General features: G+C 74.9%; 20 protein-coding genes and 1 riboswitch. Of the genes, 11 read left to right on the top strand and 9 right to left on the bottom strand.

What is annotated here, in order from left to right:
* The first annotated feature begins 87 nt into the window (after positions 1-87).
* The gene (locus CELGI_RS16315) at positions 88-2166 is read left to right on the top strand and encodes a SpoIIE family protein phosphatase (protein WP_013882978.1); all 2079 of its coding nucleotides are present in this window, start codon (positions 88-90) and stop codon (positions 2164-2166) included.
* A gap of 9 nt (positions 2167-2175) precedes the next feature.
* Here CELGI_RS16315 and purU read toward each other — a convergent pair whose 3' ends face one another.
* Positions 2176-3054: a formyltetrahydrofolate deformylase gene (purU, locus tag CELGI_RS04785; protein ID WP_013882979.1), complete on the bottom strand. Its 879-nt coding sequence runs from the start codon at positions 3052-3054 to the stop codon at positions 2176-2178.
* 40 nt (positions 3055-3094) lie between these two features.
* Between purU and CELGI_RS04790 the strand changes: the two genes are divergently transcribed.
* Both CELGI_RS04790 and CELGI_RS04795 read left to right on the top strand, forming a co-directional pair.
* Positions 3095-3607 carry a GNAT family N-acetyltransferase gene (locus CELGI_RS04790; protein ID WP_013882980.1) on the top strand — a complete coding sequence of 171 codons (513 nt, stop codon included), beginning with the start codon at positions 3095-3097 and terminating at the stop codon, positions 3605-3607.
* A gap of 28 nt (positions 3608-3635) precedes the next feature.
* On the top strand, positions 3636-4358 hold the full coding sequence (locus CELGI_RS04795; RefSeq protein WP_013882981.1) for an aminoglycoside 3'-phosphotransferase: 723 nt from the start codon (positions 3636-3638) through the stop codon (positions 4356-4358).
* Positions 4359-4364: 6 nt separating this feature from the next.
* Here the strand turns inward: CELGI_RS04795 and CELGI_RS04800 are convergent, their stop codons facing one another.
* The 3 genes from CELGI_RS04800 to CELGI_RS04810 form a co-directional block, all read right to left on the bottom strand.
* Entirely contained in the window at positions 4365-4850 is a 486-nt protein-coding gene (locus CELGI_RS04800; RefSeq protein ID WP_013882982.1) for a VOC family protein, read from the bottom strand.
* Between the two features lie 24 nt (positions 4851-4874).
* The gene (locus CELGI_RS04805) at positions 4875-5348 is read right to left on the bottom strand and encodes an SRPBCC family protein (RefSeq protein ID WP_013882983.1); all 474 of its coding nucleotides are present in this window, start codon (positions 5346-5348) and stop codon (positions 4875-4877) included.
* A gap of 114 nt (positions 5349-5462) precedes the next feature.
* Positions 5463-6383 (bottom strand): DMT family transporter, encoded by a 921-nt coding sequence (locus CELGI_RS04810; RefSeq protein WP_013882984.1) that lies wholly within the window; start codon positions 6381-6383, stop codon positions 5463-5465.
* Between the two features lie 39 nt (positions 6384-6422).
* Between CELGI_RS04810 and CELGI_RS04815 the strand changes: the two genes are divergently transcribed.
* A complete protein-coding gene (locus tag CELGI_RS04815) occupies positions 6423-6938 on the top strand; it encodes a MarR family winged helix-turn-helix transcriptional regulator (protein ID WP_013882985.1) in 516 nt (171 codons plus the stop codon).
* 15 nt (positions 6939-6953) lie between these two features.
* Here CELGI_RS04815 and CELGI_RS04820 read toward each other — a convergent pair whose 3' ends face one another.
* Positions 6954-7472: an AAA family ATPase gene (locus tag CELGI_RS04820; protein WP_013882986.1), complete on the bottom strand. Its 519-nt coding sequence runs from the start codon at positions 7470-7472 to the stop codon at positions 6954-6956.
* Between the two features lie 108 nt (positions 7473-7580).
* Positions 7581-7671: riboswitch (ZMP/ZTP riboswitch) on the top strand.
* 75 nt (positions 7672-7746) lie between these two features.
* Between CELGI_RS04820 and glyA the strand changes: the two genes are divergently transcribed.
* From glyA to CELGI_RS04850, 6 genes are all read left to right on the top strand, one after another.
* On the top strand, positions 7747-9030 hold the full coding sequence (gene glyA, locus CELGI_RS04825; protein WP_013882987.1) for a serine hydroxymethyltransferase: 1284 nt from the start codon (positions 7747-7749) through the stop codon (positions 9028-9030).
* Between the two features lie 10 nt (positions 9031-9040).
* A complete protein-coding gene (locus CELGI_RS04830; RefSeq protein WP_013882988.1) occupies positions 9041-9922 on the top strand; it encodes a bifunctional methylenetetrahydrofolate dehydrogenase/methenyltetrahydrofolate cyclohydrolase in 882 nt (293 codons plus the stop codon).
* 114 nt (positions 9923-10036) lie between these two features.
* Positions 10037-10414: a hypothetical protein gene (locus CELGI_RS04835; RefSeq protein WP_013882989.1), complete on the top strand. Its 378-nt coding sequence runs from the start codon at positions 10037-10039 to the stop codon at positions 10412-10414.
* Between the two features lie 100 nt (positions 10415-10514).
* Complete coding sequence (locus tag CELGI_RS04840) at positions 10515-11327, top strand: exodeoxyribonuclease III (RefSeq protein ID WP_013882990.1); 813 nt, start codon at positions 10515-10517, stop codon at positions 11325-11327.
* Between the two features lie 70 nt (positions 11328-11397).
* Positions 11398-11829, top strand: coding sequence for a GntR family transcriptional regulator (locus tag CELGI_RS04845; protein ID WP_013882991.1), 432 nt, complete (start codon positions 11398-11400; stop codon positions 11827-11829).
* Positions 11826-12809 carry a hypothetical protein gene (locus tag CELGI_RS04850; RefSeq protein WP_013882992.1) on the top strand — a complete coding sequence of 328 codons (984 nt, stop codon included), beginning with the start codon at positions 11826-11828 and terminating at the stop codon, positions 12807-12809. Before CELGI_RS04845 ends, CELGI_RS04850 begins: the two co-directional genes overlap by 4 nt.
* Before the next feature lie 10 nt (positions 12810-12819).
* On the opposite strand, the gene CELGI_RS04855 is transcribed toward CELGI_RS04850, so the two are convergent.
* Positions 12820-14145 (bottom strand): MFS transporter, encoded by a 1326-nt coding sequence (locus CELGI_RS04855; RefSeq protein ID WP_013882993.1) that lies wholly within the window; start codon positions 14143-14145, stop codon positions 12820-12822.
* Positions 14146-14200: 55 nt separating this feature from the next.
* Between CELGI_RS04855 and CELGI_RS04860 the strand changes: the two genes are divergently transcribed.
* Complete coding sequence (locus CELGI_RS04860) at positions 14201-14758, top strand: winged helix-turn-helix domain-containing protein (RefSeq protein WP_013882994.1); 558 nt, start codon at positions 14201-14203, stop codon at positions 14756-14758.
* A gap of 44 nt (positions 14759-14802) precedes the next feature.
* On the opposite strand, the gene galK is transcribed toward CELGI_RS04860, so the two are convergent.
* The 3 genes from galK to CELGI_RS04875 form a co-directional block, all read right to left on the bottom strand.
* Positions 14803-15978, bottom strand: a complete 1176-nt coding sequence (gene galK, locus CELGI_RS04865) for a galactokinase (protein ID WP_013882995.1) — start codon at positions 15976-15978, stop codon at positions 14803-14805.
* Entirely contained in the window at positions 15975-17153 is a 1179-nt protein-coding gene (galT, locus tag CELGI_RS04870) for a galactose-1-phosphate uridylyltransferase (protein ID WP_013882996.1), read from the bottom strand. Before galT ends, galK begins: the two co-directional genes overlap by 4 nt.
* Before the next feature lie 62 nt (positions 17154-17215).
* Entirely contained in the window at positions 17216-18004 is a 789-nt protein-coding gene (locus CELGI_RS04875; RefSeq protein ID WP_013882997.1) for a DeoR/GlpR family DNA-binding transcription regulator, read from the bottom strand.
* Positions 18005-18044 lie beyond the last annotated feature (40 nt).

The following is an 18044-nucleotide window of genomic DNA, read 5'->3' on the forward strand; positions in this document are numbered from 1 at the left end:
GCGCGGGGCGTCGCTCGGCCCGCCGATCCGGCGTCGTCGCCGTAGCCTGCAGGCAGCGGTCGCACCGGCGGCCCGGGAGGTGCAGGGATGGACGGCGCGGTCCGTGACGGCGTGCAGGACGGTGCGCCACGCAGCGCACGGCGGGATGTCGGCGTGGTCGTGGCCTTCGCGCTCGGGTACGCGGTCGCGCTCGAGCTGGGCCTGCAGACGGTCATCGACGGCAGCCAGATCGCGCTCGTGTCACCCGCGGCGGGCGTGTCCGTGCTGTGGCTGCTCGCGCGCGCCCGGCGGCCCCACCCGTGGCTCGACGTCGCGCTGATCGCGGCCATCACCACCACGGCGGGGCTCGTGAGCGGCAGCCCCGCGCTGCGTGCGCTGCTCGGCGGGACCGCGAACGCGCTGCAGGCGCTCGTGTGCGTCGCGATCCTCGCGCGGCGCTGCCCGGAGATCTGGGCGGGCCGCGCGCACCGCCCCATCACCCGCGTCGAGGAGATGTGGTGGCTCGTCACCGCCGCGTCCGTCGCGGCCGCGGTGACGTCGCCCGTGGTCGCGGCGGGGGTCGCGAGCAGCGGGGCGGGGTGGTCCTGGAACCTGGTGCTGCTGTGGTGCGCACGCAACGCGGTCGGCATCCTCACGGTGGTCTGCCTGGGGCTGGTCGTGGGCGACTGGTCGCGCCGGCGACGCGCGCGGGAGGGAGCGGTGGAGGAGCGCGCGGACGTCGCGCCTCCCTCCCACACCGGTGAGCTCGTGGCGGCGGCCGTGCTGACGCCGCTGCTGTACGTGATCTGGTTCATCGGGCTCGACGTGATCGGGCTCGTCTTCCCCCTCATCGCCATGACCGTGTGGGCCGGCGCACGGCAGTCCACGCGGTACGTCGTGCTGCACAACTCGGCCGTCGCCGCGACGGCCGTGACGCTCACGGTGCTGGGCGCCGGGCCGTTCCTCACGCTGTCCACCCCGACCACCCAGGTCGCGGTCGCGCAGCTGTACGTCGGGTTGGTGTCGCTGATCGGCCTGTCCCTGGCGCTCGCGCGCGACGAGCGGCTGCGCCTGGCCCGCGAGTTCGCCGCTGCGCGGGACGACGCGCAGTCCCAGGCCGCGCTCCTGTCGACGATCGTCGAGACGATGGCCGAAGGTGTGCGCGTCGTCGACGCCGACGGGCGCGTCCTGGTGCGCAACCCCGCGGCGACGCGCCTGCTCATGGGCGTCGCAGGCGTGGACGTGCCCGACGAGGCCGACCTCGACGGCCTCCTGCGCCTGGACGGCTCCCCGCTGCCAAGGGCCGAGCTCCCGTTCCGCCGGGCGCTCGCGGGGCACGACGTGCGCGACCTCGACCTGCTGGTGCGCACGCCCGGCGCACCGACACCACGCGTGGTCACGTTCACCACGGCACGCCTGCCCGACACCTCCGGGGGAGGCGTCGTGACGGTCCTGCGGGACGTCACCGCCGAGCGCGACGAGCTGCGCCGCGCGGCCCAGGTGCAGGCGAGCCTGCTGCCCGCACGCCCCCCGGTGGTCCCCGGCTACGAGCTCGCCGCACGGTTCGTGCCCGCGGGCTCGGTCGGCGGCGACTTCTACGACTGGCAGCTGGCCGACGACGGCGTCGTGGTGACGCTCGCGGACGTGATGGGCAAGGGCGTCGGTGCGGCGATCCTCGCGGCGACCATGCGCTCCGTGCTGCACACCGACGCGGGCGAGCCGGCGGACGTGGTGACGTCGGTGGTCTCCGCCGAACGTGCGCTCTCCGCAGACCTGGCCAGCACGGGAGCGTTCGTCACGGCCTTCCGCGCCCACCTGACGCCCGGCACGGGCGTGCTGGCGTACGCCGACGCCGGGCACGGGCTCACGCTCGTGGTGCGCCCGGACGGCACGGGCGTCCGGCTCCCGGCGACCGGCATGCCGCTCGGCGTGGACCCGGACGCCGCACGTACCGCGGGGACCGTGCGCCTGGGGCCGGGGGACCTGCTCCTGACGTTCAGCGACGGCATCCTCGACGCGATCGGCGGCGCGATCTCCGACCTGGACCGCATCCGGGCGGCGGTGCGGGCCACGCGCACCGCGCAGGAGGCGGTGGACGCGGTCGTCGCGCTCGCGGCCCAGGCGGGGCAGCAGCCCGACGACCTCACGGTGGTGGCGCTGCGCCGGACGGGGCGCGCTGCCGCCTGACCGTGCGCGTCAGCGGAAGACGATCGTGCGGTGGCCGTCCAGCAGGACGCGGTGCTCGGCATGCCACCGCACGGCCCGGGCGAGCGCGCGCCGCTCGACGTCCTGCCCCAGCGCGACGAGGTCCTCGACAGCTCGCGTGTGGTCCACGCGCTCGACGTCCTGCTCGATGATCGGGCCCTCGTCCAGGTCGCCCGTGACGTAGTGCGCGGTCGCGCCGATGAGCTTGACGCCACGGTCGTGCGCCTGCGCGTACGGGCGCGCGCCCTTGAACGAGGGCAGGAACGAGTGGTGGATGTTGATGACGCGCCCCGCGAGCCGGCGGCACAGGTCGTCGGACAGGATCTGCATGTACCGGGCGAGCACCACGAGCTCGACGTCGAGCTCCTCGACGAGCGCCAGGAGGCGCGCCTCCGCGTCCGCCTTGGTGGCGGCCGTCACGGGCACGTGGTGGAACGGGATGCCGTAGAACTGCGCGAGCGGCTCGAGCGACGTGTGGTTGGACACGACCGCGACGAGGTCCACGGGCAGGGCCTCGGACCGCTGGCGGAACGCGAGGTCGTTGAGGCAGTGCGCCGCGGTGGAGCCCATGACGAGCGTCCGCACGGGCCGGCCCGCGACGTCGAGCGACCACTGCAGCGCGAAGCGTTCGGCGACGGGCGCGAGCGCGGCAGCGAGCTCGTCGTACGTGGCGCTCGACGTCACCTGGACGCGCATGAAGAACAGCCCGGACAGCGGGTCGCCGAACTGCTGGGACTCGGTGATGTTGCCGCCGTGCTCGGCCAGCAGCCCGGCCACCGCGTGCACGATCCCGGGGCGGTCGGGGCAGGACAGCGTGAGCACCCAGTGGGTGCCGGCGGGCGCGGACGCGGGCGTCACAGTGTGGGACACGAGGCCCGAGAGTAGTCCGACCCGCCGAACGGCTGACACGATGGGTCGCATGACGGCCGACCTCGACATCCGCCAGGTGACCACCGCCGACGCCGGCGAGCTGCTCACGCTGCGTCGTGCCGCCTTCGTCACGGAGGCCCAGCACTACGGCGACCCGAACATCCCGCCGCTCACGCAGACGCTCGACGAGCTGGTCGCGGACCTGCAGCGCGAGGACGTGGTGACGCTCGGCGGGTGGCACGGCCCGCGCCTGGTCGGCTCGATCCGGGTGCTCATCGAGGACAAGAAGGCCACGCTGGGCCGGTTCGCGGTGGCCCCCGACCTGCAGGGTCAGGGCTTCGGCACGCGCCTGCTGCTCGCGATCCTGCCGTACCTGCCGGACGGCATCGAGGAGGTCTGGGTGTTCACGGGCCGCGACTCGGTGCAGAACATCGCGCTGTACGCCAAGCACGGCTACGAGCACCAGCACGACCAGACCGCGGGGGACCTCACGTACGCGTTCCTGCGCAAGTCGCTCGTCGAGACGCCCGACGTGCACGAGGACGACCGCTGACCGACGGTCCCGACCTGACGACCTCGACGTGAGCATCCCCACCGGCACGGTCGAGGTCCCGGGCGCGATCCGCCGCCTGCTGGGCGACGGGCCGCTGCACCCCGTCTGGCAGAACCTCGTCGGCGGACTGACGTTCCACGCCCCGGACCGCGGCCTGTACGCCAAGTGGGCGCCCGCGGGCACCGAGGGCGATCTCGCGGACGAGGCCGAGCGGCTCGCGTGGGTCGCGCGATGGACGCCGGTCCCGCATGTCGTGGAGACGGGCGCGGACGACGAGGGCGGGTGGCTCGTCACGCGCGCGATCGAGGGTCGCAGCGCGGTGCACCCGCAGTGGGTGGCGCACCCCGAGGTCGCGGTCCGCGCGGTCGGCGCGGGGTTGCGCGCGCTGCACGACGCGCTACCCGTGGCGGGGTGCCCCTGGACGTGGTCGGCGCGGGACCGGCTGGCGCGCGTCGCGGACCGGGCCGCAGCCGCGGCGCTGGGCGCGCCGCCGCCCGTCGACCGGCTCGTCGTGTGCCACGGCGACGCGTGCGTGCCCAACACGCTCCTGTCCGACGACGGCACGTGGCTCGCCCACGTGGACCTGGGCAGCCTGGGCGTGGCCGACCGGTGGGCGGACCTGGCCGTCGCCACGTGGAGCACGGTGTGGAACTACGGCCCGGGCCACGAGGAGGCGCTGCTGGACGCGTACGGCATCGCGCCCGACCCGGTCCGCACCGCGTACTACCGGACGCTGTGGTCGCTCGGCTGACCAGCGTCAGTCACCGCGGTAGGCGGCCTCGAGCGCGGCGATGTCCAGCTTGGTCTGCGTGAGCATGACCTGCGTGGCGCGCGCGCTTCCCGCCGGGTCGGCGTCGGCGGCGAGCGTGAGCTCCATGAGCCGGCGCGGGACCACCTGCCAGGACAGCCCGAACCGGTCGGTGAGCCAGCCGCACGCCACCGGCTGTCCGCCGCCCGCCAGCAGCGCGTCCCAGTAGTGGTCCACCTCGGCCTGGTCGGCGCAGTCCACGACGAACGAGAAGGCCGCGTCGAGCTGCAGGTGCGGCCCCGCGGAGATGGCCTCCACGTGTTGCCCGTCGAGCTCGAACCGCACGACGAACGGGGCGCCCTTGGTCACGCCCGGCATGTCCGCGGGGGCGTGCACGACGTCGAGGATGCGCGAGCGCGGGAAGACCGAGACGTAGAACTCGGCGGCCTCGAGCGCGTCGTCGCTGTACCAGAGGAAGGGGTGGACGATGCCCATGGGAGTGCTCTCCTTGCTCGCGGGTCAGCCGGCGAGGATCGTGTCGAGCCGGGCGTAGCCCTGCGTGACCCCGCGTTCCGTGCCGCTGGAGATCATGCCGTCGCGCGCGGCGACCGTGGGGTAGACGCTGTGCGTCTCGAGTCGCGTGCGGCCGTCGCCGAGGTCGACGAAGCGCAGGGTCTCGACCGAGACGACGTCGGGGAAGCCGAGGAACTCGAACGTCTGGATCGCGAGCTCGTCGGGCCGGACGGTGTGGAACGTGCCGCGGAAGCCGTAGGACTCGCCGCCGGGCTCGGTCTGCCGGAAGCTCCAGCGGCCGCCGGACACGAAGTCCCACTCGGTGATGTCCGTCTCGAGGCCGTCGGGGCCCATCCACCGGGCGACGAGCGCGGGGTCGGCGTGCGCGGCGAACACCCGTGCCGGGGGTGCGTCGAGCTCGCGGGTGATGTCGATGTAGGGCAGGCCCTCGGGGGCCTCGATCCGGACGGGGTGGGTCATCGTGGGTCCTCCTGGGCGTCCTCGGCGAGCACGGCGTCGAGGGAGCGGAAGCGCTGCTCGTGGATCAGCCGGTACCGGTCGATCCGCGCCGCGCCGCCTGGCAAGGGGGCGCGGTCAGGCCGCGGGGACGCGGGCCTGCGCCGGCGGTGTCGGCTGGTCGGCGGGCGTCGCCGGACGCGCGCGTCGGGCGAGTGCCGGGTGGCCCAGCGTGACCCCGACGAGGACCACGACGACTCCGAGCGCCTGCTGGAGCGACAGGTGCTCGCCACCCACCAGCAGCCCCAGGGCCAGGCCCGTCACAGGGTTGAGCAGGCCGACCAGACCGACCGTGCCGGCGGGCAGGTGGCGCAGGCCGCCGAACCAGGCGAGGTAGGCGAGCGCGGTCGCGGCCAGGGACAGGAAGGCGAGCCCGCCCCACGCCGACGCGTCGAGCCGCGGCGGTGCGCCCTCGGCCACGAGCGCCGCGACCAGCAGCATGAGGCCACCCGCGACCAGCTGCCACGCGGTCGATGAGACGACGTCCACGTCATCGTCGTGCCAACGCTGCGCGAGCACGTAGCCGACGCTCGACATCAGCATCGCCGTCACCGACGCGGCCAGGCCGCGCGCGTCGAGCGCGCCCGCCCCGGTGAGCACCATCGCGGCGACGCCGACCAGGCCGAGCACGCCGCCGGCGACCGCGGGGAGCGTCGGCCGCTGCGCGAGCAGGGCCCACGCGATGAGCATCATCACCAGAGGAGAGGTCGCCATCACGGTCGCGGCGACGCTGGTGGGCAGCAGCTGTGCGGCGACGTAGACGAGCACGAAGAACGCGCCCATGTTGAGCGTCCCGAGCACGAGCGCACGCCACCACCACGCGCCCCGGGGCAGGCGCCGCGCGACCAGCAGCAGGAGCAGGCCCGCGGGGAGGGCGCGCAGCGCCGATCCCCACAGCGGCGAGTCCGCGGGCAGCAGGTGACGCGTGACGTAGTAGCTCGCGCCCCAGGTGACGGGTGCGAACGCCGTGACCGTCATCCAGCGCAGATTGCCTTCCATGGAAGACAACATATCTTCCAGAGAAGATAATATCGAACCGTGACCACCGACCGTCCCGACCGGCTCGACCTCGTGCAGGCGGCCTGGCGGCGTGAGCGACCCGACCTCGACCCCTCTCCGCAAGGTGTCATCGGGCGCCTGCACCGTGTCGCGGGGCACCTCACCGAGCACCTCGTCGCCGTGTACCGCGAGCACGGGCTGACCGAGGGGGACTTCGACGTGCTCGCCACGTTGCGGCGAGCGGGGCCGCCGTTCGAGCGCACCGCGGGCGACCTGGCCGAGCACACGCTGGTGACGAGCGGCGGCATGACCAAGCGCATCGACCGCCTGCAGGCGGCCGGGCTGGTGACGCGGCGCGCGGCCGACGAGGACGCACGCGTGCGGGTCGTGGCGCTCACCGACGCCGGGCGCGCGCTCGTCGACGCGGCGTTCACCGACCACATCGCCAACGAGCACCGTCTGCTGAGCGTGCTCGACCCGCAGGACGTCGAGGCGTTGCGCGGCATCCTCACGCGCTGGCTCGCGCACCTGGAGGAGCCGCCGACGCGCGCGTGACCCCGCCCGACGTGGTCAGGCCTCGAGCGCGCGGCGCACGTCGTCGGCCACCTGCCCGGGTGTGCGGCCGTCCGTCGTCACCACGGGGCCGCGCGATGCGACGCGGGGCGCCGCCTCGGCCCAGCGGTCGACCTGCGCGAGGCGCCACCGCCGCGCTCCGGGGTCCACGGCGTCCGCCTCGATCCGGGCCCGGAGCACGTCGTCCGACGCGTGCAGCGTCACGTGGCGCACGTCGTGCCCGCGCGCCCGCAGCCCGCCGAGCAGCTCGTCGGCGTGGTCGTCGTCGAGGACCGTCATGGGGATCACCAGCAGGTCGACGCGGCGCGCGTGCCACGAGGCGCTCCGCACCGTGCCGCGGCGCCACACCCGCAGCTCCTGGTAGTCCCGCGTCCCCGTCACCCGGCCGACCGTCCGCGCGAGCCACCAGCCCAGCGCCTCGGGATCGTGCAGCCGCGCACGGGGGACCGTGTCCACCAGGCGCTGCGCACACGTGGTCTTGCCGACGCCGAAGGGACCACCGAGCCACAGGATCACGCTGCGACGCTAGCGGCGGGCCCCTGTCCGGCGGGCTCGGAGCCGTGAGGATCGTGTGCAGGGCGCCGCGGGACGGCTCGCCGCCGCGGTCCGGCTCCTTGCTACTGTGTGCCCCGTCGCGACTGGCGCAACGGGGTGGGTCACCACCGGGGAGCGACGAAGCAGCTGGACCACGGGGTCGGACGCCTGGGCCCTCGGTCGCCTCATCACCGGACCGTCCGCGTGCTTGGGCGCCGATCGCGCCCGCACGGCCACCTGCAACAGGAGCTGCCGCATGAGCGACAACGTGCTGAACCAGAACATCGCCGACCTCGACCCGGAGATCGCCGCCGTCCTCGACGGTGAGCTCGCGCGCCAGCAGGGCACGCTCGAGATGATCGCGAGCGAGAACTTCGTCCCGCTGGCCGTCCTGCAGGCGCAGGGCTCGGTGCTCACCAACAAGTACGCCGAGGGCTACCCGGGCCGCCGCTACTACGGCGGCTGCGAGCAGGTCGACGTCGCGGAGACCATCGCGATCGAGCGCGCCAAGTCGCTGTTCGGCGCGCAGTTCGCCAACGTCCAGCCGCACTCGGGCGCCACCGCCAACGCCGCGGTGCTGCACGCGATCGCCCGCCCGGGCGACACGATCCTGGGCCTCGCGCTCGACCAGGGCGGTCACCTCACGCACGGCATGAAGCTCAACTTCTCGGGCCGGCTGTACGACGTGGTCGCGTACGGCGTCGACGAGGCGACGTCGCTCGTCGACATGGCCGAGGTGCGGCGCCTGGCGCTCGAGCACCGTCCGAAGGTCATCATCGCGGGCTGGTCGGCCTACCCGCGCCGGCTCGACTTCGCGGCCTTCCGTGAGATCGCCGACGAGGTGGGCGCCTACCTGTGGGTCGACATGGCGCACTTCGCGGGCCTCGTGGCCGCGGGCGTGCACCCGTCGCCCGTGCCGCACGCGCACGTCGTGTCCTCGACCGTGCACAAGACCATCGGCGGCCCGCGCTCGGGCTTCATCCTGACCAACGACGCCGACCTGGCCAAGAAGATCAACTCGGCCGTGTTCCCGGGTCAGCAGGGCGGCCCGCTCATGCACGTCATCGCCGCGAAGGCCGTGGCGTTCAAGATCGCGGGCACCCCGGAGTTCCGCGACCGGCAGGAGCGCACGGTGCGCGGTGCGGCGATCATCGCCGAGCGGCTCACGGCCGCCGACGTCGCCGCCGCGGGCATCACGGTCCGCTCGGGCGGCACCGACGTGCACCTGGTCCTGGTGGACCTGCGCGACGCCGCCATCGACGGCAAGCAGGCCGAGGACCTCCTGCACGACTGCGACATCACCGTGAACCGCAACGCGGTGCCGAACGACCCGCGTCCGCCGATGGTGACCTCGGGCCTGCGCATCGGCACGCCCGCGCTCGCGACGCGCGGCTTCGGGGACGCGGAGTTCACGGAGGTCGCGGACATCATCGCGACCGCGCTGGTGCAGGGCGCCGCGGCGGACACCGCGACGCTCAAGGCCCGCGTGGCCGCGCTCACGGCGGCGTTCCCGCTGTACCCCGGCCTGAGCCAGTACTGAGGCGGTCGCCATGACCGCGCAGATCCTCGACGGCACGGCCACCGCGGCGGCCATCAAGGCCGAGCTCACGGCGCGTGTGGCGGCCCTCGCCGCACGCGGTGTCACGCCCGGGCTCGGCACGCTCCTGGTCGGCGACGACCCGGGCAGCCGGTGGTACGTCGCAGGCAAGCACCGTGACTGCGCCGAGGTCGGCATCGCCTCCATCCAGGAGGAGCTGCCGGGCGACGCGACGCAGGAGCAGATCGAGGCCGCCGTGCGGCGCCTCAACGAGAACCCGGCGTGCACGGGCTTCATCGTCCAGCTGCCGCTGCCGAAGGGCATCGACACGCACCGGGTCCTCGAGCTGGTGGACCCGGACAAGGACGCGGACGGCCTGCACCCGACGAACCTGGGCCGCCTGGTCCTGCGCGTCAACGAGCCCGTGACCAGCCCGCTGCCGTGCACACCGCGCGGGATCATCGAGCTGATCGAGCGGCACGGGATCGAGCTCGCGGGGGCCGACGTCGTGGTGGTCGGCCGGGGCGTGACCGTGGGTCGGTCGATCGGCCTGCTGCTCACGCGCCGCGCCGTCAACGCGACCGTGACGCTCACGCACACCGGCACCGACGACCTCGCCGAGCACACGCGCCACGCGGACGTCGTCGTCGCGGCGGCCGGCGTCCCCGGCGTCGTGACGGCGGACATCGTCAAGCCGGGTGCCGTCGTGGTCGACGTGGGCGTCTCGCGCGCGGTGGACCCGGAGACGGGCAAGAGCCGCGTCGTGGGTGACGTCGACCCCGGCGTCCGCGACGTCGCGGCGTGGGTCTCGCCCAACCCGGGTGGGGTCGGGCCGATGACGCGCGCGATGCTGCTGAGCAACGTGGTCGAGGCCGCCGAGCGCCACGCGGGCTGACGGTCGGCAGGGGCGGGCGGGCGCCTGACACGCGCCCGCCCGCCCCCGCTGCCTGCGGGGACGCCGTCCCAGGCCCTAGGCTGCGGGGCGTCCGACCAGACAGCAGGGGGAGCCATGGATCGAGAGCATCGGCCGTCGGCCGAGCCATTGGCGTGGGGGGTCGGCCTGCTCGTGAGCGGGCTCGCCGTGATGTACGCCGCGCTCGCCGCGCTCGCCGTGCTCGGCCCGGAGTGGGGTGAGGGCATCGCCTTGTTCGTCGTGCTCGGCGCGTCGGCCGCCATCGCCGGGCTGTGCCTCACGATCGTGGGGATCGCGCGGCTCGCGATGAACGTCGACCTGGCGGCGCTCGCCGCGCTCGGGGTGCTCGCGCAGGCCGAGCACGAGGCCGGTGCGGAGCGGCGCGCCGAGAGCGAGCGTGCGGCCGAGGCGCTCGAGCGGTTCCGGGCGCGGGCCGCCGAGGTCCCGGGCGGCCAGCCGCGCGACGAGGACTGAGCGCCGACCGGTCACCATCGCCCGCGGGCGGGGTCGGACCTGTCGGTGGCGTAGGGCAGGATCTGCGGGGCCACGACCCGCCACCCTGGAGAGCCCCGCCGTGCTGAGCATCGCCACCGTCAACGTCAACGGCATCCGTGCCGCCTACCGCCGCGGCATGGGCCAGTGGCTCGAGACGCGCGCGCCCGACGTCCTGCTGCTGCAGGAGGTCCGGGCCACGGACGAGATCCTGGCGGACCACCTGAGCCCGGACGCGTGGCACCTGGCGCACGAGGCGAGCCAGACCAAGGGACGCTCGGGCGTGGCGATCGCGTCCCGGCTGCCGATGTCCGCGGTCCGCATCGGGCTGGGCACCGGGGTCCCGGGCGACTCGGGGCGCTGGGTCGAGGCGGACCTCGAGGTCCCCGCGCGGCCCGGTGCACCCGCTCGGACGCTGACGGTCGTCTCGGCGTACGTCCACTCCGGCACGCTCAACACCCCGTCGATGGACGAGAAGTACGCGTTCCTCGACGCCGTCACGGCCCGGCTGCGGCAGATCGTCGACGGTGGCGGGTACGCCGTGGTCGCGGGCGACGTGAACATCGCGCACCGCGAGGCCGACATCAGGAACTGGAAGGGCAACCTCAAGAGCGCGGGGTTCCTGCCGCGCGAGCGCGCGTACCTCGACACGTGGATCGACGAGCTCGGCTGGCACGACGAGGGCCGTGAGCTGGGCGGCGAGGGTCCGGGGCCGTTCACGTGGTGGTCGTGGCGCGGCAAGGCGTTCGACAACGACGCGGGCTGGCGCATCGACTACCAGCTGGCGACACCCGCGCTCGCCGAGGTCGCGGTGAAGGCCGTGGTCGACCGCGCGGACACGTACGCCGAGCGGTTCTCCGACCACGCACCCCTGGTGGTCGAGTACGACCTCTGAGGCTTGACGCGCGGGACACGTTTAAAGTATCAATGTGTCGACACATTGGACAGGGCGTGCAGGGGGATCGGTGGACGCGACGGCGGACGGGGACGGCGGGCTCGTCGTCGACCTCGACCTGACGTCGTCCGTGCCGCCGTTCGAGCAGATCCGGCAGCAGATCGCGGGGTACGTCGCGGCCGGCCGGCTGCGCACGGGCGCGCGGCTGCCGACCATCCGGATGCTCGCGGCCGACCTGGGCGTCGCGCCCGGGACGGTGGCGCGCGCGTACCGCGAGCTCGAGGCCGCAGGGCTGGTCGCGACGCGTCGTCGCACCGGCACGGTGGTCGCGGCGGACGCCGTGCCCGCGGACGACGCCCCGATGCGTGCCGCCCGCAGCTTCGTCGCCCAGGCGCGGGCGTACGGGCTGTCCGACCAGGACGCCCTCGCGCTGGTGCGCGGCGCCCTCCAGACCCACCGGCCGGCCGCCGCGGCGCCCGGCCCGAGCAAGGAGCACTCATGAACGCCCCGGTGTGGCTCGGCGTCCTGTCCGTGGTCGGGCTGACGGTCGTGGGCCTGGTGGGCCTGATCCTGGTGATGGCCGTGCGTGCGACGCAGGGGGACGCACGCACGAGCCCGTACGACGGGCCGGACGGACCCGCGGCGCCGGTGGACTCGGTGCCCGCCGCGCTGGTCGCGGCGCGCGACCGGGTCGGCCGCACCTCGGGCCTGGCCTGGCTGGCGCTCGTGATCGCCGTCGTCCCGGCCGTGCCCGTGCTGGCGCTGGCCGCACGGTCGGCCGGTGGCGTCGCGGCGTGGGCGGCGCCGCTGCTCGTCGTGCTCGCGTTCCTGGCCGTGCACGCGGTCGCCGAGGGCACGTGGCCGCGCCCGAGCGGCACCGCGCGGCGCGCACCGCTCGTGGCGCGCACGGTCGGTCAGGTGGCCGGCTCGTGGCCCCGGCGGGTGCTGTGGGGCTGGGCGATCGGTGTGGTCGCGGTCGCGGCGGCCGGCGCGGCGCTCGCGGACCGGACGGGACGCGGGTTCGTCGTCGAGCACGCCACGGGCACGTCCCGCGCGACCCCGTTCCCGGGTCTGCCCTACGGCGTCGGCGCGCTCGTCGTGGTCGTCGTGGTCCTGCTCGGGACCGAGGTGGTGCTGCGCCAGGTGGCCGCGCGCCCGGCGGTTCCGGACGTGTCGGTGGCCGACGACCTGGACCTGCGCCGCCTCAGCGCGCGGCGCGTGGTCGCGGGTGCGCAGCTCTCTGTCGCCGGCGTGCTCGCCGCGCTGCTGATCCTCGCGGGCAGTGCGATGCGCACCGCGGCGCTGCACTGGGACGGTCCGGACGTGACGGTCGCCCGCGGGTGGTCCGCGGCCGGTGCCGTGCTGGTGGTCGCGGCCTTCGCCGTGGCGCTCACGGCACTCGTCGTCGCGGTGGTCGCGTCGGTCGGTCGCCCCTCCGTGCGGCGTCGCGTCCCCGCGTCGGCGGGGCCCGTGCCCGCATAGGGCCGGGCGGTCAGGGCACGGGCGTGTCGGCCGCACGGTCCGGGTCCGCCGTCGGCTCGTCCGACGTGCCGCGTGCGTCGAGCGGCAGGTCGCGTCGCCGCAGCGCCGAGCAGAGCGCGACGGGCAGCGTGGCCACCGCGCCGATCGCGGCGGCGACCCACAACGTCGTCACCACACCGATCGCGTGCCCGAGCCACCCGCCCAGGAGCCCGCCGATCGGCATCGAGCCCCACACGATGAACCGCACGGATGCGTTCATCCGGCCCAGGAGCGCGGGCGGGCACAGGCGCTGACGGAAGCTCACCTGCGCGACGTTGTAGACGATCACCGCGAAGCTCAGGACGACGCCGCCGACCACGAGCGTCACCTGCGGGTCCACGGGCAGCACCGACGCCAGCGGCGCGACCGCGCCCGCGGGGGCGAGCGTGAGCGCGGACAGCGGGATGATGCGCGCCTCGCCGATCCACGTGCTGAGCCGGCCCGCGGCGAACGCCCCCGCCAGGCCGCCGAGCGCGGACGCGGAGACGACCGTGCCGAACGCGGCGGAGTCGAGCCCGAGCGTGCGGAGTGCGTAGATCACCATCACGGCGCCCGAGACCGCCGCGCCGAGGTTCGAGATCGACGTGGTCGCGACGATCCTGCGCAGCAGCGGCTGGTGCACGACGAACCGCAGGCCCTCGGCGATCTCGCTGCGCAGGGGTCGGCGCTCGTGCGGTGCGGGCGGCTGCTCGACGTGCCGGATGCGACCCACCCCGCACGCCGACAGCACGTAGGTGACCACCGTGACGACGATGACGGCGGGTGCGGCGACGACGCGCAGCAGCGCGCCGCCGATCGCGGGCCCGGCGACGAGCGCGACCGACTGCGTGGCCTGGAGCTTGGCGTTCCCCTCCACGACGTGGTCGAGCCCGACCAGGCCGGGCACGTAGCTCTGGTGCGCGACGTCGAAGAAGACGTTCGCCACGCTGATCGCCGCGGCGACCGCCACGAGCAGCGGGATGCTCGCGCGGTCCGTCGCCGCGGCCACGACCACCACCGCGAGCACCGCGGCGCGCACCAGGTCGGCGACCACCAGGACGCGGCGCTTGCGCATCCGGTCCACCCACGCGCCCGCGGGCAGCCCGATGACCAGGAACGCGGCCGTCTCGGCAGCCGTGAGGACGCCCATCTGCCACTCGGTGGCGCGCAGGTGGTCCACCGCGTAGATCGGCAGGACCAGCGCGGTCAGCTGCGCACCGAGCTGGCCCAGCGCATCGCCGGCCCACAGCCACCGGAAGTCGCGGTGCTGCAGCAGCGAGCGCGGGACGGCGCCGGTCGGGACGGGGGTGCCGGTCACACGCCCAGCATCCCGGCACCGATTGAGAAAAGTCAATCAGTGGCAGGATGGGGCCATGCCGCTGAGCCCGTCCTCCCCGCCGGACGTGCCGGGCGTGCCGGCCGTCTCCGACGACCCGGACGCGGACGCGCGCGCGCTCGCGTCGTCGCTGCGGCTGCGCATCCTGCGGCTGTGCCTCGACGAGTCGCTCACCAACCGGGAGATCGCGAGGCGGCTCGACCGGAACCCGGCCACGGTGCTGCACCACGTCCGCACGCTCGTGGACCGGGGCTTCCTGGTGGCCGGACCCGTGCGACGCGGTGCGCGGGGCTCGCGCGAGGTGCCGTACCGGGCGACCGGACGGTCCTGGCGCATGCCGCCCGCGCCCGGCCGGGCGCGCGTGCTCGTCGACACGTTCCTGCAGGAGGTCGCGCTCGTGCCCGACCTGGACTCCAGCCCGATGGTCCGCCTGGGGCTCCGGCTCGACCGCGCGGCCTACGAGGAGCTGGTCAGGCGGGTGGACGCGCTGGTCCACGAGTACGCCGACCGGGCACCCGACCCGGACGGGACCCCGTACTCGCTGTTCCTCTCGCTGCACGAGGACGTGCAGCGGCGCGCGGCCGACGACGGCTGAGGGCCGGGGCGCACGGCCCCGGCCCTCGACCGGTCGGGCGTCGGTCAGGCGACGAACGCCGGCGGGGTCAGACCCTGCGCCCGGAACGCGGCGTCGACGGCGTCGGCGACCGCGTCCACCGCGTCCGCCTCGACCAGTGCGATGGCCGAGCCGCCGAACCCGCCACCCGTCATCCGGGCGCCGAGCGCGCCCGCGGCACGGGCTGCCTCGACGGCGACGTCGAGCTCGCGGCACGAGACCTCGTAGTCGTCGCGCAGGGACGTGTGCGACGCGTCGAGCAGCGGCCCGACGTCCCGCAGGCGCCCCGCGTCGAGCAGCGCGACGAACTGCTTGACGCGCTCGATCTCCGCGAGCACGTGACGCACGCGGCGGACGCGCACGTCGGCGCCCGGGGAGCCGTCGGCCAGCGTGGCCAGCGCGCGCTCGGCGCCGCCGGGGGCGTCGGTGAGCTCGCGCAGCGTCGGCACGCCGAGCAGCGCCGCGGCCTCCTCGCACGTCGCGCGTCGCGCGGCGTACTGCCCGTCGACGAGCGCGTGCTCGGCGCGCGTGTCGATCACCAGCAGAGCGAGGCCCTCGGCGGCCGGGTCGAACGGCACGTGGCGCACGCTCAGGTCCCGGCAGTCGAGCAGCAGCGCGTGCCCGTCGATCGTGCGCAGCGCGGCGGCCTGGTCCATGCCGCCGGTCGGGGCGCCCGCGATCTCGTTCTCGGCGCGCACGCACGCGGCCGTGAGGGCCTCACGCGACTGACCCAGCCCGTGCACCGCGTCGAGCGCGAGCGCCACCGAGCACTCGAGCGCGGCCGACGACGACAGCCCCGCACCCACGGGCACGCACGAGTCGATCGCGACGTCGAAGCCCGGCACGTCCAGCCCGAGCTCGCGCAGCGACCACGCGACACCCGCGACGTACGCGGTCCAGCCGTCGACCGTGCCGGGTGCCACGCTCGCGAGCTCGAGCGAGACGACGGCGGTCGGGTCCCACGACGAGGCCATGCGGGCCACCTCGTCGACCCGCGGCCGCAGCGCCGCGTACGTGCGGTGCGCGAGCGGGACCGGCAGGCACAGGCCACCGTTGTAGTCCGTGTGCTCGCCGATGAGGTTGACGCGTCCCGGTGCGGACCACACCCCCGAGGGCGGGGTCGCGCCGAACGCCGCGGCGAAGGCCGCTCGTGCGCGGTCCTGTCCCGTCGCCTGGTCCCAGGCGTGGGCCCACGTCGTCATGCGAGCTCCTTCAGCCGGTTCGCGATGCGCTCGGGCGTGGTGTCGGACACCCACGCCGCGACCCCGGACTCGACGCCGGCGAGGTACTTGAGCTTCCCGGGTGCGCGCAGCACGGAGAAGATCTGCAGCGACAGGCGCCAGTCGTCGCGCCCCTGCCGCGCGGGCGCCTGGTGCCAGCCGGAGATGTAGGGGAGCGGGATGGCGGTCTCGTCGTCGACGAAGAACAGGTCCAGCCGGCGCAGCAGCTCGAGGTACGTCGTGGCCAGGTCGGCGCGCTCGTCGTCGGTCAGCGCCGGGAGGTCCGGGACGTCGCGGCGCGGGACCAGGTGCACCTCGACGGGCCAGCGCGCCGCGAACGGCACGTACGCGACCCAGTGCTCGGACTCGAGGACCACGCGCGCGCCGTGCCGGAGCTCGGCCTCGAGCACGTCGCGGCCCAGCAGACGGCCGGTCGCGGCCCGGTGCTCCTGCGCGGTGGCGAGCATCGCCGCGGTGCGCGGTGCCAGGTAGGGCAGCGCGTAGATCTGGCCGTGCGGGTGGTGCAGCGTGACGCCGATCTCCTTGCCGCGGTTCTCGAACGCGAAGACCTGCTCGATGCCCTCGGTCGCGTTGAGCGCCTCCGTCCGGTGCGCCCACGCCTCGATGATCGTGCGCATGCGCTGCGGGCTCACGGTGCGCAGCGACGCGGTCGGGTCGGAGGAGAAGCACACGACCTCGCAGCGGCCCGCGGCCGGGCGGGTCTGCCACAGCTCCTCGCCGTCCTGCAGCGCGACCTCGTCGGTGACGCCCGGCACGCGCATGAGCGAGGGGAAGCGGTTCTCGAACACCACGACGTCGTACGCGTCGGCGGGGATCTCCCCGTCCTGGTACGTGGCGCCGGGCCTGGCGGGGGCCAGGGGGTTGGCGTCAGCGGGCGGCAGGAACGTGCGGTTCATGCGGTGCGCGGCCATCGCGATCCACTCGCCCGTGAGCGGGTCGCGGCGCAGCTCCGGGCCCGCGGGCACGTGGCCGTCCTCGTCGGGCGCGAACCGGTCGGGCAGGGGGCGCGGGTCGTCGAGCCTGCGCGTGGCGGCACCCGAGACGTAGGGCTCGGAGTCGTCGAAGTAGAACAGCTCGCGGCCGTCCGCCAGGTGCGTGGGTGTGATGCGCACGTGGGCGCGGGTGTCGCTCGTCATGCGGGGGTGCTCTCCGTTCGGTGCGGGGTCACGCGGTGGGGTGGGGTCGCGGGGGGTCGCGTTCAGGGGGCCGCCGGCACGGGCACCGTGCGCAGGCGGCCGGCCAGGTGGCGCCGGGCCTCGGGCGGTGCGCCGTCGTCCATCAGCACCAGGTCGACCTCGTCGAGCGAGGCGATCTGGGCCAGGCCCACCACGCCCCACTTGGTGTGGTCGGCCAGGACGGTCGTGGCGGCCGCGCACGCGATGAGGGCGCGGTCGGTGGCGGCCTCGGCCAGGTTGGGCGTGGTCAGGCCCGCGGTGTCGAGGCCGTGCACGCCCAGCAGCGCACGGTCGACGCGCAGGCGGCTGAGCGACGCGTCGGCGACGGGTCCGACGAGCGCGTCGCTGGGCGTGCGGACGCCGCCGGTCAGCACCACCTCGATCTCGCCCGCCCGCACGCCGCGGTGCAGCGCGTCGGCGATCCGCAGGCCGTTGGTCACGACCGTCAGGGGCCGCAGCGCGGCGTCGGCCGCGACGAGCTCCGCGAGCCGGAACGTGGTGGACCCGGCCGAGAGCGCGAGCGCCTGACCGGGCTCGAGCTCGGCGTGCGCGGCGGCGGCGATCGCGGCCTTCTGCGGACCGGCCTGCTCGACCTTGACGTCGAAGCCCGGCTCGTCGGCCGCACGCGTGCCCTCGGGTGCGACGGCGCCGCCGTGCACGCGGCGCACCAGGCCGGCCTGCGCGAGCTCGGCGATGTCGCGGCGCACGGTCATGTCTGAGACCCCGAGCTCGGCGACGAGGTCGGCGACGCGTGCGGCACCGCGCTCCCGCACCGCGGCGAGGATCAGCTCTTGCCTCTGGGTCGCCAACACCCGAACAGCATCCCACTGAACTCAACAATTTCCAACACCC

This window comes from Cellulomonas gilvus ATCC 13127, from assembly GCF_000218545.1.
Taxonomy (GTDB): Bacteria; Actinomycetota; Actinomycetes; order Actinomycetales; family Cellulomonadaceae; genus Cellulomonas; species Cellulomonas gilvus.

What these genes read in the sequence shown, in the direction of transcription:
- CELGI_RS04835 (WP_013882989.1), top strand. Translation starts at nt 10,037, where the DNA reads ATGGATCGAGAGCATCGGCCGTCGGCCGAGCCATTGGCGTGGGGGGTC.
- CELGI_RS04810 (WP_013882984.1), bottom strand. Translation starts at nt 6,383, where the DNA reads ATGGAAGGCAATCTGCGCTGGATGACGGTCACGGCGTTCGCACCCGTC.
- CELGI_RS16315 (WP_013882978.1), top strand. Translation starts at nt 88, where the DNA reads ATGGACGGCGCGGTCCGTGACGGCGTGCAGGACGGTGCGCCACGCAGC.
- CELGI_RS04830 (WP_013882988.1), top strand. Translation starts at nt 9,041, where the DNA reads ATGACCGCGCAGATCCTCGACGGCACGGCCACCGCGGCGGCCATCAAG.
- glyA (WP_013882987.1), top strand. Translation starts at nt 7,747, where the DNA reads ATGAGCGACAACGTGCTGAACCAGAACATCGCCGACCTCGACCCGGAG.
- galK (WP_013882995.1), bottom strand. Translation starts at nt 15,978, where the DNA reads ATGACGACGTGGGCCCACGCCTGGGACCAGGCGACGGGACAGGACCGC.
- CELGI_RS04850 (WP_013882992.1), top strand. Translation starts at nt 11,826, where the DNA reads ATGAACGCCCCGGTGTGGCTCGGCGTCCTGTCCGTGGTCGGGCTGACG.
- galT (WP_013882996.1), bottom strand. Translation starts at nt 17,153, where the DNA reads ATGACGAGCGACACCCGCGCCCACGTGCGCATCACACCCACGCACCTG.
- CELGI_RS04805 (WP_013882983.1), bottom strand. Translation starts at nt 5,348, where the DNA reads ATGACCCACCCCGTCCGGATCGAGGCCCCCGAGGGCCTGCCCTACATC.
- CELGI_RS04790 (WP_013882980.1), top strand. Translation starts at nt 3,095, where the DNA reads ATGGGTCGCATGACGGCCGACCTCGACATCCGCCAGGTGACCACCGCC.
- CELGI_RS04800 (WP_013882982.1), bottom strand. Translation starts at nt 4,850, where the DNA reads ATGGGCATCGTCCACCCCTTCCTCTGGTACAGCGACGACGCGCTCGAG.
- CELGI_RS04860 (WP_013882994.1), top strand. Translation starts at nt 14,201, where the DNA reads ATGCCGCTGAGCCCGTCCTCCCCGCCGGACGTGCCGGGCGTGCCGGCC.